The organism is Draconibacterium sp., assembly GCF_041583095.1.
Taxonomy (GTDB): domain Bacteria; phylum Bacteroidota; class Bacteroidia; order Bacteroidales; family Prolixibacteraceae; genus Draconibacterium.
The window spans coordinates 20,873-38,062 of the sequence record NZ_JBFHGM010000015.1 but is presented as its reverse complement, the minus strand read 5'-3'; the positions used below and the strand labels follow the sequence as shown (position 1 = coordinate 38,062).

Here is a 17,190-nt window from a genome sequence, read left to right as displayed (position 1 = left end):
GGAAAATACAGAAAAGCACAATCTTTGAACCAAAAATATTTTAAAATAGCCCGCTATTCTTTCAATATTTTTAATCCAAATCTTGCACATTTCTGTATTACTGAGGTTAATATTTTGAATCGAACTCAGGTTAATAGAAATATGGTTATTTTTAAGGTAGAAAACACAAACAATACTGAAAATATTGAATGAATATGAAAACAACGCCGGAGCATAACAAACGGATAGCGGAAATGACATTTGCGGCAGTATATCCGCACTATGTAACAAAAGTGGAGAAAAAAGGCAGGTCGAAAGAAGAGCTGCACCAGGTAATAGAATGGCTCACCGGTTTTAAAGACGATAAGCTACAGGAAATGATCGATGAAAAGGTGACATTTGAGACCTTCTTCGGGAGAGCAAACCTGAACCCAAATGCCGAATTAATTAAGGGGGTAATTTGCGGATACCGGATTGAAGAAATTGATAACGTTCTGACCAAACAGGTAAGATACCTGGATAAGCTGGTAGACGAACTGGCAAAAGGTAAAAAGATGGAGAAGATATTGCGGGAAAAATAAATCAGCTATCAAACCAACAAAATGACTAACAAAAAACCAAATAGAAAAGCTACTCAGAGAAAAGAAACTTAGTGATTACAAATGGATCGATCCGAAAGAAATTGTTGTTGCACAGTGGGTACGCGTAAAATGTTATTTTGGCTGCAGCGACTACGGTCTTGGTTCGTGCCCGCCCAATACGCCATCGGTAAGCGAGTGCGAGCGTTTCTTTAAAGAATACAAAAGTGCGCTGCTTATTAAGCTGAACAAATTTGCCGGTAAAGATGCTTATCCATCCAATTGGTCGCGGGAAATGACCAACAAACTTTTAAGTGTGGAGCGTGCCGTTTTTCTGATGAACCATCCAAAAGTTTTCCTGCTTAACCACACCTGTTGCACCCTTTGCCGCGAATGTTCGGGCAACCGCCTCGACTGCCACGACAAAAGAAATGAACGCCCCAGCCCGGAGAGTTTTGCTGTAGATGTGTACCAAACCGTACAAAACGCCGGCATGAAAATTAATGTGGTAGCCAATGATCCTGGAGATATGAACCGGATTGCCATACTCTTGATCGAATAAGCCGGAAATCCTAAAGCTCATTCAATACATTCAACGAAACAAGGTGTTCAATTACACCCCACTCTTTTAAAAACCAATTATCACCGTCGATGTAAAACGAACTGATTGAAGAATTATTTATGGAGAAAGCCCGTGGTTCATCCAACTTTAAGTTAAAGGTTTTGTACATCATCATCTCCAGCACCAAACCATGCGAAACAATCAATACTTTCTGATCCTTATATTTACGGGAAATAGCTTCAATTTCTGACGTTACACGCTTATACATTTGCTCAATACTTTCGCCGCCGGGAACTACAAACCCGGCATCCCGTTCTTTAAAACGCCGAAATTCTTCGGGGTACTTTTCTTCAATCTCGGCAAAGTTCTTTCCTTCAAAAATGCCAAATAAGCGTTCGCGTAAATTCGCATTGTACTCGTGCGGTAACACCAGTTGTTTATTGATGATGTTTGCCGTTTCAACAGCCCGCTCCAGGTCGCTGCTTACAAGTACATCGAATTCACGTTTTGCCAGAGCCTTTGCCACCAATTGGGCCTGTGTAATCCCGTTTTCAGATAGCTTGCTGTTACGCTGCCCCTGTATGCGTTTCTGCCGGTTCCATACTGTTTCTCCGTGTCGTATAATTGTAATTTCTGTAGCCATTTCTTATTTAATTTTGTGCGAAAAACTAATATTCAAATATCAATTGGTCTATACAAGCAATTCCTCTGTATTACCCCCGGCCCCTAAAGAGGAGCATCGCAAGTCCCCTATAGGTAATTTAGGGGTAAATTTAAATTTGTATAAACTAAACGCCATTGAATTAATTAGAACAATAGAATCATGTTTATGTTAGGAGAACCCGATAAAAAAGCAAAAGCCACCCCGAAGAGTAGCTTTTGATTTATTTGATAAAATCATCTTAGATCTTTTCCGGAGCAGGCATTTCCAGAAGTTTATCAGCCATCGCATCGGCCAGTTTAATTAACTCCTCCTGCGTTTGAACCTTCATATTGCCTTTTTCTTCGATAGGTTCGTAAACCATATCCCACTTAATTTTTTCGGCAAAAGTCTTCAGGTTTTTCACGCCGCCACCGTTCCACGAGTAGTTACCAAAAATACCCAGCAAGTGGTCTTTTGGCGCCATGTGCTCGATTGTGGTTAGCAGTGTTTCCACATTCGGGAACATCGCATTGTTATACGCCGCGCTACCCACAATAAATCCTTTGTATTTAAAAATGTCGTTGATAATGTACGACGAGTGCGTTTTTGATGCATCGTAAACACGGATATTTTTTATGCCGCGAACTGCAATCTGACGGGCAATCGTTTCAGCCATTTTTTTGGTGTTTCCGTACATCGATCCGTAAACGATAACCACTCCCTGATCCAAATCGTACGAACTCCATTTGTTGTAGCGTTTCAAAATCCAGTTGAGGTCGCTGCGCCAGATAGGACCGTGCGTTGCCGCAATCATTTTAATGTCCAGTCCGGCCAGTTTTTTAATGGCGCGCTGTGTATGCGGACAATATTTACCCACGATATTCGTGAAATAACGCATCACCTCTACTTCGTAAAAATCAAGGTTGATTTCGTCGTCGAAAATACCACCGTCCATAGTTCCGTAGCTACCAAAAGCATCACCCGAGAACAGGATTTGATTGGTTTCTTCGAAAGTCACCATAGTTTCAGGCCAGTGTACCATCGGAATCATCTGGAATTGCAGCTTGTGTTTTCCCAGGTCAAGTACATGATCGTCGTGTACCATGTGTATATTTTCCGGTTTCATGTAGTACGATTCCACAAAACCAAAAGTCTTTTTATTTCCTACAAGCGTAATATTCGGGTAACGGTGAACGATGGCTTTTAAGGCTCCCGAGTGGTCGGGTTCCATGTGGTTAATAATAAGATAATCCACCTCGCGGTCGCCAATAATCTCTTCAATGGCATCGAGGTAATCGTCGATAAACGCGCGTTCAACAGTATCAACCAACGCGATTTTTTCATCAACAATTAAATAGCTGTTATACGAAACCCCGTGCGGGATTGGCCAGATGTTCTCGAACAAGTGAGTACGACGGTCGTTAAATCCCAAATAATAAATATCTTCTGCAAGATTTACTTGTAGCATAATTTTCAGTTTTTATATCATTTTTCGAAACACGCACAAAATTAGTGAATTTCGGCTGACAGCGCATAAATTTATTTCCTTACACCCCTTATTTAGAATATGGGTTAAGGGAATGTTAGGTAAATAAGATTAATAACAGATTGATGGAGATTGATTTTAAGATTGAATGAGATTCATAACAGATTGATGAAGATTGATGGAGATTGACTGTTCTATCGGGAAAGTCTTTTTCGCATTGAGGCCAGTATTTTTAAAAGCTCGATACTTTCTTTATGCAATTCTTTTATAAATGAACCTGTAAATATTTCGGAAGTAATAATCAGATCGAGCCACATTTCAGTTTCATCAGCTTCTTCAACCACAATCGAGAGTTTTGAGAAAAACTCGGCTTTCGATCTTCCTCTTAATGCTGCTCTATAATTGGCATAAACAGAAGTGCCCGACCGAATAACCTGTTTATTCAAAACCCTACTTCTTTCTGAGGTTGGAAGCATTTCAGACAATTCTAAAATTTTAAGTGCAAATTGTTTTAGCCTGTCGCGAATTTGAATTTTGTAATCAAGCCAGCTTTGATTTGTCATAGTGTATTTGAGTTATAATTTACAACCAAATTATGAAAAATTATCCTGACTTCAATCCTCACAATCTTTTTTCAATCTATTTCAATCTTTCTTTCAATCCCATCAATCTTTATATCAATCTTTCTCCTCTATCTGAAAGAATTTTATCTTTGAAGCAGAATTCAAAATAGAACTATGTCGATTGATCAGAAAAGCCGTGCCATGACATTCCCCCGGGTTGGGAAATTCATTATTATATTTTTTGCTATTGCCTTTATCCTTGCCGGAGCGCGTGGATACCAGCTATACCGCTACGTTTTTGACGAAAATGTAAAAAACGATTACGTAATTCTTGTTACCGAAGAGGATGACATTAAAAGCATTAGCGAAAAACTGGAAGCCAACGAGGTTTTAATCAACATGAAAGCCTTTAAGTGGGTGGCTAAAAAGAAAAAATATGCCGATTATATGCGCCCGGGCCGATACGAGTTAAAAAAAGGAATGACTACCAACGAATTGGTGAACATGCTTCGTAGTGGTGCACAATCACCCGTTAATATTACTTTTAACAATGTTCGTTTTAAGGAAGAGCTGGCCGGGAAAGTGAGTAAATACATTAAGGCTGATTCAACCTCGATATTACAACTGTTTTCGGATGAACAGCAGATTAGTGACTGGGGATTTACAGAGGAAAACTTCCGTGCCATGTTTATTCCAAACACCTACGAAATGTACTGGACAACATCGGCTGAAGAGTTTGCCGAACGCATGAAAGCAGAGTACGACCGTTTTTGGAATGACACCCGTACAAAACAAGCTGCAAAAATGGGCTTAACACCACAAGAGGTGGTTACTTTGGCCTCCATCGTTCAGTCGGAAACGATAAAACCCGACGAGCTAAAAACAGTGGCCGGACTGTATATCAACCGCCTGAATAAAGGTATTGCATTACAAGCCGATCCAACCGTTAAATACGCTGTTGGCGATTATTCCATAAAACGGGTTTTAAACAAACATCTCGAAATCGATTCGCCTTACAACACTTACAAATATGCGGGTTTGCCACCAGGGCCAATCTGTTTTCCGGAAATCACATCGGTTGATGCCGTTTTGAATTACGAAGATCACAACTACCTGTACATGTGTGCCCGCGAAGATTTTTCGGGCTACCACAATTTTGCAAAAACGCTGAGCCAGCACAACCGGAATGCAAAAAAATACCGCGATGCGCTGAACGAACTTCGCATTTATAAATAAGCAGAAGATTTTGACATAATCCCCCGAATCATTCCCCAAAATATAGGTGTAAACCTGTTTTATATCGTCTTGATTTATGACAACGAACTGAATTAAGTTAAAATGAAGAAACTGATCATCCTTGTGCTTAGCTTATGTGCCAGCACTCTTTTTGCCCAAAACAATATTTGGGAAGACCCCGCTTACATTGCAAAAAACAAACTTCCCGGAAGAGCCACTTCCTTCTCATACAAATCGGCCGGTGATGCCCTGAATGGCGATCGTGAAACCTCGAGAATCATTTCGTTGAACGGAACCTGGAAGTTCAATTTTGTAGAAAAGGAGGAAGACCGACCGCTTGATTTCTACAAACAGGATGTTTCCGGCTGGAATGACATTGAAGTTCCATCGAACTGGGAAATGGAAGGCTACGGAACACCCATTTATGTAAATGCCGGTTATCCTTTCCGTCCTGAACTCCCTGCCGAGGCACAGAAAGATCCGATAGCCTGGTACAAAAAAAATTATGATGTACCAGAAGGACTGTCAACGGAAGAAGTTTACCGTAGGTTGTATGCCGATGCAGCTTCAAAATTAGCTCCGCAACCACCTGTTATTACGCGCGACAATGCAGTTGGATCGTACGTTCGCTCTTTTACCATTCCGGAAGATTGGAGCGACAAAAAAATTGTATTGCATTTTGGCGGCGTAAGTTCGGCTATGTTTGTTTATGTAAACGAGCAAAAGGTGGGTTACAGCCAGGGAAGCCGTTTGCCTGCCGAATTTGATATCACAGAATTTGTAAAATCGGGCGAAAACAAACTTGCTGTTCAGGTTTTCCGTTGGTGCGATGGCAGTTATTTGGAAGACCAGGACCACTGGCGCATGAGTGGAATTCACCGCGAAGTATTGCTTATGGCGCAACCCAAAGTGGCCATTGAAGACTTTTTTGTACGCACCCGTTTAGATGCCAATTACCAGGATGCACTGCTTCAAATACGACCAACACTTACACGTGGAGCTGATGTTGAGACAAAAGGCTGGACGCTGGAAGCAGACTTGTACTGCCCTCAAAACAACAAGGTTTTACAAGCACCAATCACCAAAAATGTTGACGACATTATTTACGAAGGATACCCGCAACGCGACAATGTATATTTCGGATTACTGGAAGAAAAAATTACCAGTCCTGAATTGTGGTCGGCAGAAAAACCAACACTTTATACTGTCGTTCTTACGCTTAAAGATGCTGAGGGGAATGTCGTTGAAGCACGTTCTGCCAAAATCGGGTTCCGCGAAATAGAGACAAAAAACGGACAGCTGTATGTAAACGGCAAGTCTATAAAACTATATGGTGTTAACCGTCACGACCACGATCACGAACGGGGCAAATCGGTTACGCCGGAAGATATGGAGAACGATGTGTTGCTGATGAAACGTTTCAATTTTAATGCGGTTCGCACCAGCCACTACCCTAACGATCCGTATTTCTACGATATGTGCGACAAGTACGGCCTGTATGTGCTCGACGAAGCCAATATTGAAACCCACGGATTAAATGGCTACCTCACCAACCAGTCGGAATGGCACATGGCTTTTCAGGACCGCGTTGTTCGTATGGTGGAGCGCGATAAAAACCACCCGTCGGTAATTGGCTGGTCGTTGGGCAACGAATCGGGAACCGGACCGAACCACGCAGCGGCAGCCGGTTGGGTGAAAGATTTTGATCCAACGCGTTTTATTCATTACGAAGGGGCACAAGGACAACCGGAGCACCCCGATTACACAGCATACGGCTCTGAAGAGTTCAGAAAAAAAGGAAGGACAGGTAACCCTACCGATCCGTTTTGGGTTGATGTAATCAGCCGTATGTACGCTAACCTTGAAGACCTGGAGACATTGGCGAAAAGCCCGTATATCACTCGACCGATTATGGAATGCGAATATGCACACGCCATGGGCAACTCACTGGGCAACTTTCAGGAATACTGGGATTTAATGCACAGCTACCCCAACCTTATCGGTGGATTTATCTGGGATTGGATCGATCAGGGTGTACTTACAACCGATGAAAACGGAAAAGAGTTTTTTGCCTATGGCGGCGATTTGGGCGACACACCTAACGACAATAACTTCTGCATGAACGGAGTAATTGCATCCGACCGTACGCCGAAACCACAAACCTGGGAAGCAAAATATGTGATGCAACCAGTGCAAATTACTGCTGTTAATCTGGAAAACGGATTAGTTCGTATGCTCAGTCGTTTTAATTTTGCCAATCTTAACGAATTCAAAGTAAGCTGGACATTAAGCGAAGATGCAACAGAGATTCAATCCGGCACTTTGGAAGGTTTGAGCCTGAATCCGGGCGCAAGCAAAGTGGTTGAAATTCCTTTTAAAACTATTAATCCAAAAGCAAACGCCGAGTATTGGTTGCGTATCAGTGTTCAACTGAAAGAAGACAAGAACTGGGCAAAAGCCGGTCATGAGTTGGCCAAACAACAATTCAAACTTCCGTTTACGGCAGAAACTGCTGCAACAGCAATAAACTCCGACAATATTACTTTCGATGAAACTGATGATCAGGTTGTGGTTAGCGGCAAAAATTTCAAAGTGAGTATTGGCAAAAAAAGTGGTTTGATCGAGAGTTACGAAGCAGGAAATAAACAAGTAATCACAACTGCACTGAAACCTTATTTCTGGCGGCCATTAACCGACAACGATGAACGTGGTTGGCGAGCACAACAACGTATTGCCATTTGGAAAGATCTTCCGGAAATGCTAAGTGTAACTGATATGGATGCTGATGCATCGTCGGCTGCCATTTCTGTTGAGTTCGCTTACAAAGAGCTAAGCTTAAAATTAAACTACACTTTTGCCAACGATGGAACTATAGGTGTGAATTTTGACCTGACGATTCCTGAAGAAATGCCGGAACCAATTCGAGTTGGAATGAGCATGGGAGTATCAACCAGCTTGCAACAAATGAGCTTTTATGGCAAAGGTCCTTTTGAAAATTATTCGGACAGAAATGGTGCCGCCGATATTGATATTTACAGCGGAAGCGTGGATGATTTTTACTACAACTACACCAAACCACAGGAAAGCAGTAACCACACCTGCGTGCGCTGGCTGACACTTACCAATAATAACTCAGGATTGATGGTGCTTGGTATAACTCCGCTGCAAACATCGGTTTGGCCATACACCGCGAAAAATATTTATGAAGCACAACACCCAACAGAACTGGAAAAAGCAGATGCTTTAACGGTGAATATCAGCCACAAAATGGCAGGCGTTGGAGGTAACGATTCGTGGTCGATAAACGCACGCCCAATCGATAAGTACCGCTTGTTGGAAAAAGCATACAGCTATGAATTTAAGCTGGTTCCGCTGTCGAAAGCTAAAGATTTGCAACAAATTTACCGTAAGACAAAATAGAAAAGGCAGACTTTAATCTAAACCATTAAAAAAACCGGCTTTGTTCCTCAAAGCCGGTTTTTATTTTATCTATTAAAGATCTTTTATAACTGAACAACAACTGCGCTACTTGCTTTATTGGCTTTTTCGCGGGCTTCCTCCACAGAGTTGGCACGAGCCAGACAAACTCCCATCCGCCGTTCGCCTTTAACTTCTGGTTTTCCAAATAAACGTAATTGTGTATCCGGTTCACTCAAAACTTCGGTAAGATTGGAGAAAGCCACTTGTTTTGATTCGCCTTTTACCATAATCACGCTACTTGCCGATGGCCCGTGAAATTTGATATTTGGAATGGGCAAACCAAGAATCGCTCTTACGTGCAAGGCAAATTCGCTCAAGTCCTGCGAAATCATCGTTACCATTCCGGTATCGTGCGGACGTGGCGAAAGCTCGCTGAAATATACAGCATCGTTTTTCACAAAAAATTCAACGCCAAATAAACCGCGGCCGCCAAGTGCTTCCACAACGGTTTTTGCAATATGCTGTGCTTCTGTTAATGCCTTTTCCGACATGGCTTGTGGTTGCCACGACTCCTGGTAATCGCCACCTTCCTGACGGTGACCAATGGGCTCACAGAATGACACTCCCCCAACATGACTGATCGTCAACAAGGTAATTTCATAATCAAAATCAACAAAACCTTCAACAATTACACGGTCGCTGTTGCCACGGGCACCTTGCATGGCATAATTCCACGCATAGTCAATATCGGCAGCACTTTTCACCACACTTTGTCCTTTTCCCGAAGAACTCATAATCGGTTTCACCACACAAGGAAATCCAATTTCTTCGATCGCGGCTTCAAACTCTTCTTTCGATCCGGCAAATTGGTATGGCGAAGTAGAGAGCCCGAGTTCTTCGGCTGCCAAAGTTCTGATTCCTTCGCGGTTCATGGTCAATCGTGTGGCATTTGCAGTTGGAATTACATGAAATCCTTCCTGCTCCAACTCCAACAATTTGTCGGTGGCAATGGCTTCCACTTCCGGGATGATATAATCCGGTTTTTCGGTTCTGATAATTTCTGCCAATCGTTCACCATCCAACATTGAGGCAACATAATAACGATCGGCAACCTGCATTGCAGGCGCATTTTCGTAGCTGTCAACAGCTATTACTTCCACGCCGTAACGCTGAAATTCGATTACAACTTCTTTTCCTAATTCACCCGATCCCAGCAAAACTACTTTTGTTGCCGACGGCGAAAATTTTGTTCCTAAAACTACCTTTGTGCTCATCCCTGTTTTTTCATTTTTTTTTTGATGCCGCAAAAATAGGTTTATTTACGATTGTACATTTTAATACCACCGCCCAACTCTGTTTTGCTAACATTTTATTGAAACTGAAAAACGACTTGCATTGCGGAAATTTAATTCAGCAGTTGAACAAAGCGAAATCCTAATAGTTATTTCAATATAAATAACTAACAATGAAAGCAATAAAGAAAGAACAAATTAGCCAGGAGGTTTTCGACCTTTACGATGACTATGCTCACAACCGAATTGATCGCAGAAAGTTTGTTGAACGACTTTCGGCTTATGCCGTTGGAGGTTTAACTGTTTCGTCGCTTATGAGTTTTATTATGCCCAACTACCAGGATAAAATTCAGATTAAAGCAGATGATTCGCGACTGAAAACAGAAACGATTGAATACCAATCGCCCAAAGGTGGAGGTAAAATCAGTGGTCAATTGTCGCGACCGGCTGGAAATTCAAAAAAGCTGCCCGGAATTGTAGTTGTGCACGAGAACCGAGGTTTGAATCCACATATTGCCGATGTTGGCCGACGTGCCGCACTGGCAGGCTTTATATCGGTTTCGCCCGATGCGCTTAGCCCGTTGGGAGGTTACCCCGGGAATGATGACGATGGCCGCACAATGCAGAGCAAACGCGACAGAGATGAAATGTTGCAGGACTTTATTGCTGCATTCAACTACCTGAAAGCACACCCGGAATGCGATGGCAACATCGGTGTGGTTGGATTCTGTTTTGGCGGATGGATATCGAATATGATGGCAGTTGAAGTCTCAGATTTGAAAGCCGCCGTGCCATTTTATGGGGGACAGCCTTCGGAAGAAGAAACCAAACAAATTGAAGCCCCGCTACTGTTGCATTATGCAGAACTGGACACACGCGTAAATGCCGGATGGCCGGATTACGAAGCGGCTCTAAAAAAATACAATAAAGAATACACGGCACACATGTATCCGGGCGTAAACCATGGTTTCCACAACGACACCACGCCGCGTTATGATGAAGCTGCAGCAAAACTTGCCTGGAGCAGAACCATCGACTTTTTCAAAGAAAAACTGGTTTAACAAGCTAACTCTCCACTTCTACTTCCGGCATAATTTTGTTTCTTTACAAAAACAAAATTTATGTCGGTTATTATTGATGGAGCATCCTATAATACCTTTGAAACTCCACGTTTGATTCTTCGTCCGGTTCAGGAAAGTGATGCACTTTTTATTCTTCGTTTGTTCCGCACTGAAAATTGGTTAAAATATATTGGCGAGCGGGGTGTTTACTCGGAAGATGAAGCACGTACTTACATTCGGGAGAAAATGTACCCTCAACTAAAAAAGAAAGGTTATGGAAACTATTTGGTCATCCGTAAAACGGACAATGCCAAGATGGGCACCTGCGGGCTTTTTGACCGTGAAGGACTGGAAGGAATCGATATTGGCTTTGCCTTTCTTCCTGAATTTGAAGGACATGGTTATGCTTTTGAAGCTGCCGAAAGACTAAAAAAAGCAGGAATTGAAGATTTTAAAATCAAGAATATAACTGCAATTACTGCGAAGTATAATCTGCGTTCGCAACGACTATTGGAAAGACTTGGAATGCGTTTTACAAAACACGTGACTTTACCCAACGACGATGAAGAACTCATGTTTTATCGCCTGAAAGATTGACAAACTGATCAATTGCAAAATTGTACAATTGCTTACTGCTATTTTGCCAACTGCACTCAACTTGTACTTTTGCCTTTTTCCTTTCTACTTTTTACTTGTTTTTTACTCTTCATCCAGCTCCACATATAGTTGTGTTGCTTCCACTCTGGCAACCACTATTTTTTCATCTTTATCAATAAAACCGGTAATTGCAACAGCATCGTAAACTTCGCCTTCAATGTTTATTTTTCCTCCGGGGCGCAAAACGGTTTGTGCAATTCCTTTCTTTCCTTTTAAATCGAAAAGTTTGGTTTCAACGCTAACAAAACCTTCGTTAACATGCTGAACCGTGTTTAAAGCAAAGTTTTTAAATAGTCCGTGCTCAGCGGTAAACATCCGTTTCCCGAAGTATAGCGCCAGTACAAAACCACTAAACACGCCGATTACTACAGTGGCAATTGCCTTTCCAACACCTTCCATCTCAACACCTTCAAAATCGAAGTTTACATTATCGATCAGGCTTAGAACCAGGCCAACAAAAACAAACAATATTCCCACGGCTCCGGCAACTCCAAAGCCCGGGATAACAAATATCTCCACCGCAATAAGTATCAGCCCGACAATAAACAGCGCAATTTCCCAATGTTCGGCCAGTCCTTCAAGGTAGAGCGGCATAAAATAAAGTAAGGCAGCTAAAATTGCTATTCCCAGCGGGAAACCGATTCCCGGCGACTGCATTTCAAAATAAATACCTCCAACAATTGCCATAATCAATAAGCCGGATACCATTGGATGTACCAGAAAACCGATGATCTTTTCAATAAAAGATGGCTCGTATTCAAACAACTCATAATCATCAATTCCTATTTGCTGAAGCACTTCATTAACGTTTTCGGCGGTTCCTTCGCAAAAACCATTTTTCATCGCTTCCGAAGGTGTAAACGTAAGTACCTGTCCCGTGTCGGAAACACCTTCAATATAAATTCGCTCATCCACCATTGCCTCGGCAATTCTCGGGTCGCGGAACCAATCTATAATCGTATCACCGCTGGCTGTTATCGTTGTATCTTTTCCGTGTGCTTCAGCCGTTGCCCGCATAGTCGATCGCATGTAGCTCTGGTATTTATCGGGCATCGCCGCACCGGTTTGGTTGACCACGGTAGCCGCGCCAATACTTCCTCCCGGACGCATATAAATACCGTCGCAGGCAATGGAGATTAACGCTCCTGCCGATGCCGCATTATTGTCGACAAACACATAAACCGGGATTTTACTTTGCAGAATTCGCGTGCGTATAGAATCGGCATCAACAACAGTGCCGCCATAAGTATTCATGTGAATTAGAAACACGTCGGCTTTTACCGAATCGGCTTCTGCAAAAGCCTGGCTCACCTGGCGTCGTGTGCCCGGGGTAATTTCGGATTTGATATTCAGAAGAAATACTTTTTTCTTATTGACCTCCTGCGCAAAAGCAGCTAAAGTGGCGAGTACAAATAACAAAATCCAGAAATTTTTCAGCTTCATGGCATTGATTTTTTTCAAGTTCCAAAATACAAAAAACAAATTACAATTAATACCAATTGTTTTCCATTGTGAGCCTTTAGCGAAACTGCGCTGCGGTTAAAGAATATTAAATTCATTCGGCTGCCAAATAGCTAGTCCGTGTAATTTTATAAATTTGCAGCTTAATTCTAAGTAATAATAATGGAACTTAATACATTAACAGCAATTTCGCCGGTTGACGGCAGGTACAGTAACAAAGTAGAAGGGTTGGGAAAATACTTCAGCGAATTCGCGCTGATTAAGTACCGATTACTTACCGAAATAGAATATTTTATCGCACTTTGCGAAATTCCTCTACCACAACTTGCTGATATTCATACAGATAAACTGGACCAACTTCGTGAGCTTCACAAAAACTTTTCGCTGGAAGATGCACAACGCATAAAAGACATTGAAAGTGTGACAAACCACGATGTAAAAGCTGTTGAGTATTTTATAAAAGAAGAATTTGATAGGCTGGAACTGGGCAAATACAAAGAGTTTATTCACTTTGCGCTAACCTCGCAAGATGCCAATAATACCGCCATCCCAAAATCGATACAAGATGCCTTGGAAGAGGAATATTACCCGCTGTTGCAGGAGTTGATCGAAAAACTATTGACACTGGCTTCAGAATGGAGAGACATTCCGATGCTCGCAAAAACACACGGTCAACCGGCCTCTCCAACAAAAGTTGGTAAAGAGATCAAAGTATTTTTAGAGCGTATTATGGTGCAGTTGGTTCAGCTTAAATCAATTGCTATCGATGCAAAATTTGGTGGAGCTACCGGTAACTTTAATGCACACTTAGTAGCTTATCCTGATATTAACTGGGAAGATTTTGCCAACAAGTTCCTGAAAGACAAACTGGGATTGAACCGTTCGCAATTCACCACACAGATTTCGCATTACGATAACCACAGTGCTATTTTTGATGGACTGAAACGTATCAATAATATCATTCTTGATCTCGACCGCGACATCTGGAGTTATATTTCGATGAACTATTTCAAGCAGAAAATTAAAAAAGGCGAAGTGGGTTCATCAACAATGCCACATAAAGTTAATCCGATCGATTTTGAGAACTCGGAAGGAAACATTGGTATTGCAAATGCAGGTTTTGAGCAACTGTCACAGAAACTTCCGGTTTCGCGTTTACAGCGCGACCTGACCGACTCAACCGTTACCCGTTTTATCGGTGTTCCGTTTGGTCATACGTTAATTGCCATCAAATCTACTTTGAAAGGTTTGAACAAATTGCTGATCAACACGGCGGCCATCGAAAAAGACCTTGAAAATAACTGGGCAGTGGTTGCCGAAGCAATACAAACCATTTTGCGTCGCGAGTTTTTCCCAAATCCATACGAGGCCTTGAAAGATCTGACCCGTAAAAACGAGGTGATTAACAAAGAGGCTATCCATAATTTTGTTGATGGTTTGGACGTTAGTGATGCTGTAAAAGAAGAGTTAAAAGCGATTACACCACAGAACTACACAGGAATTTTTTAAAAAATAAGGAAGATTTTAATCCGGAATGCCAGCTTCGGGATTCCGGTTTTCATCTTCTGTCTTCACCATATGAAAGACTTCTTAAAACTCATGAAACGATTTGTACCGCCCTACCGGGGGAAAGTCTTCATGAACATTATTTACAACATTTTAGGTGCACTTTTCGGAACTTTTTCGTTTGCTATGCTTATTCCGGCACTCGATATTTTGTTTAAAACAAAAGAACTGGTAACCGAAAAAGTGGAATGGGCTCTTACTGCCGATTCAATTACCAATAACATAAATTATTACATCAGTTCGTTTATTGCCAAACACGGTGAACAGGATTCGTTACTGCTTATTGGTTTAATTTTGGTAATTGCCACACTTTTTAAAGTTGGCTTTACCTACCTGGCCGATTTTGTACTTATTGCCTTGCGTAACGGTGTTGTTTACGATATCCGCTCGCTGATTTACAAGAAGATAATTGGTTTGCCGCTCGGTTATTTTTCGGAAGAACGAAAAGGCGATATAATGGCTCGCATAACCAGCGATGTGCAGGAAGTGGAAAACTCGGTTGCCAACTCGCTGGGGATGATGATTAAAAACCCGATTCTAATAATCGTTTATCTATGTGTAATGATTTACATGAGCTGGTCGCTGACTTTGTTTGTGTTTGTTATGTTACCAATAACCGGAATAATTATCGGACGAATTGGCCGTAGTCTGAAACGTGTGTCGACCAAAGGGCAAAATAAACTGGGCGAAATTCTGTCGATTATTGAAGAAGATCTTTCGGGATTGCGTATTATCAAATCGTTTAATGCTGAAGAAAAAGCCATCGGACGATTTCAGGATGAGAACCAAAACTACCGGCTGATCATGAATCGCCTGATGTGGCGTCGTCACCTGGCCCACCCGGCCAGCGAATTTCTGGGAACCATAGTTATTGTTGTTGTTTTGTGGTATGGTGGTCGAATTATTCTTGGAGGAAACGACTCGTCGCTCACAGCTGCAGAATTTATCGGCTATATGGTGTTTTTCTATGGAATCATCAATCCGGCTAAAGCATTCTCGACAGCACTTTACAGTGTTGAAAAAGGCCTTGCTTCAATGCAACGTATTGATCATGTTCTTGCCGCAGAAGTTACCATCGTTGATAAGAAGGATGCCAAAAACATCGAGTCGTTCGAAAAAGATATTGTTTACAAGAATGTAACTTTCGCTTACAACAAAGCAGAGGTACTTTCGAACGTAAGCCTGAATATACCGAAAGGAACAACCGTTGCGCTGGTAGGATCGTCGGGTAGTGGAAAAACCACCATGGTTGATCTCTTGCCACGTTTCTGGGACATTACTTCTGGAAATATTGAAGTGGACGGAACCGATATTCGCGACCTGAAACTAAAATCGCTACGTAGCCTGATTGGAAATGTAAACCAGGAACCTATTCTATTTAACGACACCATACGAAATAACATTGCTTTTGGTATTGATAACGTTAGTGACGAAGCAGTGATACAGGCTGCAAAAATTGCCAATGCGCACGATTTTATCCTGGGAACAGAAAATGGCTACGATACCATAATTGGCGACCGTGGCGATAAACTTTCGGGCGGACAAAAGCAACGCCTTTCTATTGCACGTGCCATTTTACGGAATCCACCAATTCTGATTTTGGATGAAGCCACTTCGGCTTTGGATACCGAATCGGAAAAACTGGTACAGGAAGCATTGGAAAACCTAATGAAAAACCGCACATCGCTGGTTATTGCACACCGTTTATCTACAATTAAACACGCGAATCTGATTTGTGTACTACACAAAGGTAAAATTGTGGAGCAAGGAACACATGAAGAATTAATGGAGCTTGGTGGGCGCTACAAAAAATTACATGGCATGCAGATGTTTTGATTTTAGCTGCGAGCTGCGAGTCACGAGATTCGAGTATCAAGTTTCTAGCCGCGAGATGCAAGTACATCCACCAAATGAATAGTTTTAATTGGTAGTTTCTGTTTTTTAATATAGGCATCCATATTCATCAGGCACGAAGCTTCGGTTGATACAATATACTCCGCACCGGTTTTTAATGCATGTTCAACCTTTTGTTCGGTCATTGCCGTTGAAATGTTATGAAATTTAGCGGCAAATGTCCCCCCAAAACCACAACATGTCTCCAAAGCTTCCATTTCGATGAGTTCAAGACCTTTTACCATACTTAATAGTTTGCGTGGTTCTTCTTTAATACCATATTCTCGTAAACCGGCACACGAATCGTGGAACGTAACTTTATGATTGAAAGTAGCTCCAAGTTCAGTTACTTTTAAGTGATTCACCAAAAAATCGGTAAACTCGAACACCTTTTTCCGGGTCTTATTTGTCTTTCTGAGCAACTCCTCGTCATCTTCAAACAATTTATGGTAATAGTTTCGAATAAAGCCTGTACATGAGGCTGAAGGTGCTACCACAACGTTTGCCAATTCAAAATCATCCAGGAATTTTGTAGCTACTGTTCTTGCTTCGTTCCAGTACCCACTGTTAAAAGCCGGCTGACCGCAGCAGGTTTGTTTAGGATTGTATTTCACATCGCACCCCACCTTTTCCAGCAGGTTTACAAAACTTCCTGCAGTTTCAGGATAAAACTGATCGATAAAACATGGAATAAAGACGTTGATTTGCATTGCCTCGAATTTGTGGTTAAAATAACACTTATAAGCTGAAGAATTAAATATTTCACCAGGAATTTAATTCAATAAAAAAGGCC

The 17,190-nt window shown here is 41.8% G+C and carries 15 protein-coding genes; 9 read left to right on the top strand and 6 right to left on the bottom strand.

Annotated elements, in window-relative coordinates; genetic code table 11:
• From ABZB17_RS02710 to ABZB17_RS02700, 3 genes are all read left to right on the top strand, one after another.
• Window positions 1-192, top strand: a 192-nt coding sequence (locus tag ABZB17_RS02710) for a hypothetical protein (protein WP_372647978.1), incomplete at its 5' end; no start/stop codon positions are given.
• A 2-nt stretch (window positions 193-194) separates the two neighbouring features.
• Entirely contained in the window at window positions 195-560 is a 366-nt protein-coding gene (locus tag ABZB17_RS02705) for a DUF2200 domain-containing protein (RefSeq protein WP_372647977.1), read from the top strand.
• A 40-nt stretch (window positions 561-600) separates the two neighbouring features.
• On the top strand, window positions 601-1,119 hold the full coding sequence (locus tag ABZB17_RS02700; RefSeq protein WP_372647979.1) for a DUF2284 domain-containing protein: 519 nt from the start codon (window positions 601-603) through the stop codon (window positions 1,117-1,119).
• 10 nt (window positions 1,120-1,129) lie between these two features.
• Here the strand turns inward: ABZB17_RS02700 and ABZB17_RS02695 are convergent, their stop codons facing one another.
• From ABZB17_RS02695 to ABZB17_RS02685, 3 genes are all read right to left on the bottom strand, one after another.
• Complete coding sequence (locus tag ABZB17_RS02695) at window positions 1,130-1,762, bottom strand: histidine phosphatase family protein (protein ID WP_372647976.1); 633 nt, start codon at window positions 1,760-1,762, stop codon at window positions 1,130-1,132.
• 259 nt (window positions 1,763-2,021) lie between these two features.
• Window positions 2,022-3,230 carry an FprA family A-type flavoprotein gene (locus ABZB17_RS02690; protein WP_045027872.1) on the bottom strand — a complete coding sequence of 403 codons (1,209 nt, stop codon included), beginning with the start codon at window positions 3,228-3,230 and terminating at the stop codon, window positions 2,022-2,024.
• Between the two features lie 212 nt (window positions 3,231-3,442).
• Entirely contained in the window at window positions 3,443-3,811 is a 369-nt protein-coding gene (locus ABZB17_RS02685) for a four helix bundle protein (protein WP_372647975.1), read from the bottom strand.
• Window positions 3,812-3,985: 174 nt separating this feature from the next.
• Here ABZB17_RS02685 and mltG point away from each other — a divergent pair, with 174 nt between their 5' ends.
• Together mltG and ABZB17_RS02675 are read left to right on the top strand one after the other, a co-directional pair.
• Window positions 3,986-5,047, top strand: a complete 1,062-nt coding sequence (gene mltG, locus ABZB17_RS02680; protein ID WP_372647974.1) for an endolytic transglycosylase MltG — start codon at window positions 3,986-3,988, stop codon at window positions 5,045-5,047.
• A 102-nt stretch (window positions 5,048-5,149) separates the two neighbouring features.
• Window positions 5,150-8,467 carry a glycoside hydrolase family 2 TIM barrel-domain containing protein gene (locus tag ABZB17_RS02675; RefSeq protein ID WP_372647973.1) on the top strand — a complete coding sequence of 1,106 codons (3,318 nt, stop codon included), beginning with the start codon at window positions 5,150-5,152 and terminating at the stop codon, window positions 8,465-8,467.
• A gap of 83 nt (window positions 8,468-8,550) precedes the next feature.
• Here the strand turns inward: ABZB17_RS02675 and purT are convergent, their stop codons facing one another.
• Window positions 8,551-9,741, bottom strand: coding sequence for a formate-dependent phosphoribosylglycinamide formyltransferase (gene purT / locus ABZB17_RS02670; RefSeq protein WP_372647972.1), 1,191 nt, complete (start codon window positions 9,739-9,741; stop codon window positions 8,551-8,553).
• Between the two features lie 191 nt (window positions 9,742-9,932).
• Between purT and ABZB17_RS02665 the strand changes: the two genes are divergently transcribed.
• Window positions 9,933-10,820 (top strand): dienelactone hydrolase family protein, encoded by an 888-nt coding sequence (locus ABZB17_RS02665; RefSeq protein WP_372647971.1) that lies wholly within the window; start codon window positions 9,933-9,935, stop codon window positions 10,818-10,820.
• 60 nt (window positions 10,821-10,880) lie between these two features.
• On the top strand, window positions 10,881-11,417 hold the full coding sequence (locus ABZB17_RS02660) for a GNAT family N-acetyltransferase (RefSeq protein ID WP_372647970.1): 537 nt from the start codon (window positions 10,881-10,883) through the stop codon (window positions 11,415-11,417).
• A gap of 102 nt (window positions 11,418-11,519) precedes the next feature.
• Here the strand turns inward: ABZB17_RS02660 and ABZB17_RS02655 are convergent, their stop codons facing one another.
• Entirely contained in the window at window positions 11,520-12,920 is a 1,401-nt protein-coding gene (locus ABZB17_RS02655) for a nodulation protein NfeD (RefSeq protein ID WP_372647969.1), read from the bottom strand.
• Window positions 12,921-13,100: 180 nt separating this feature from the next.
• Here ABZB17_RS02655 and purB point away from each other — a divergent pair, with 180 nt between their 5' ends.
• Both purB and ABZB17_RS02645 read left to right on the top strand, forming a co-directional pair.
• Window positions 13,101-14,447 (top strand): adenylosuccinate lyase, encoded by a 1,347-nt coding sequence (gene purB / locus ABZB17_RS02650; protein WP_372647968.1) that lies wholly within the window; start codon window positions 13,101-13,103, stop codon window positions 14,445-14,447.
• A gap of 90 nt (window positions 14,448-14,537) precedes the next feature.
• Window positions 14,538-16,340 carry an ABC transporter ATP-binding protein gene (locus tag ABZB17_RS02645; RefSeq protein WP_372647967.1) on the top strand — a complete coding sequence of 601 codons (1,803 nt, stop codon included), beginning with the start codon at window positions 14,538-14,540 and terminating at the stop codon, window positions 16,338-16,340.
• A gap of 44 nt (window positions 16,341-16,384) precedes the next feature.
• Here the strand turns inward: ABZB17_RS02645 and ABZB17_RS02640 are convergent, their stop codons facing one another.
• Window positions 16,385-17,107 (bottom strand): (Fe-S)-binding protein, encoded by a 723-nt coding sequence (locus ABZB17_RS02640; protein WP_372647966.1) that lies wholly within the window; start codon window positions 17,105-17,107, stop codon window positions 16,385-16,387.
• Between the last annotated feature and the right edge of the window lie 83 nt (window positions 17,108-17,190).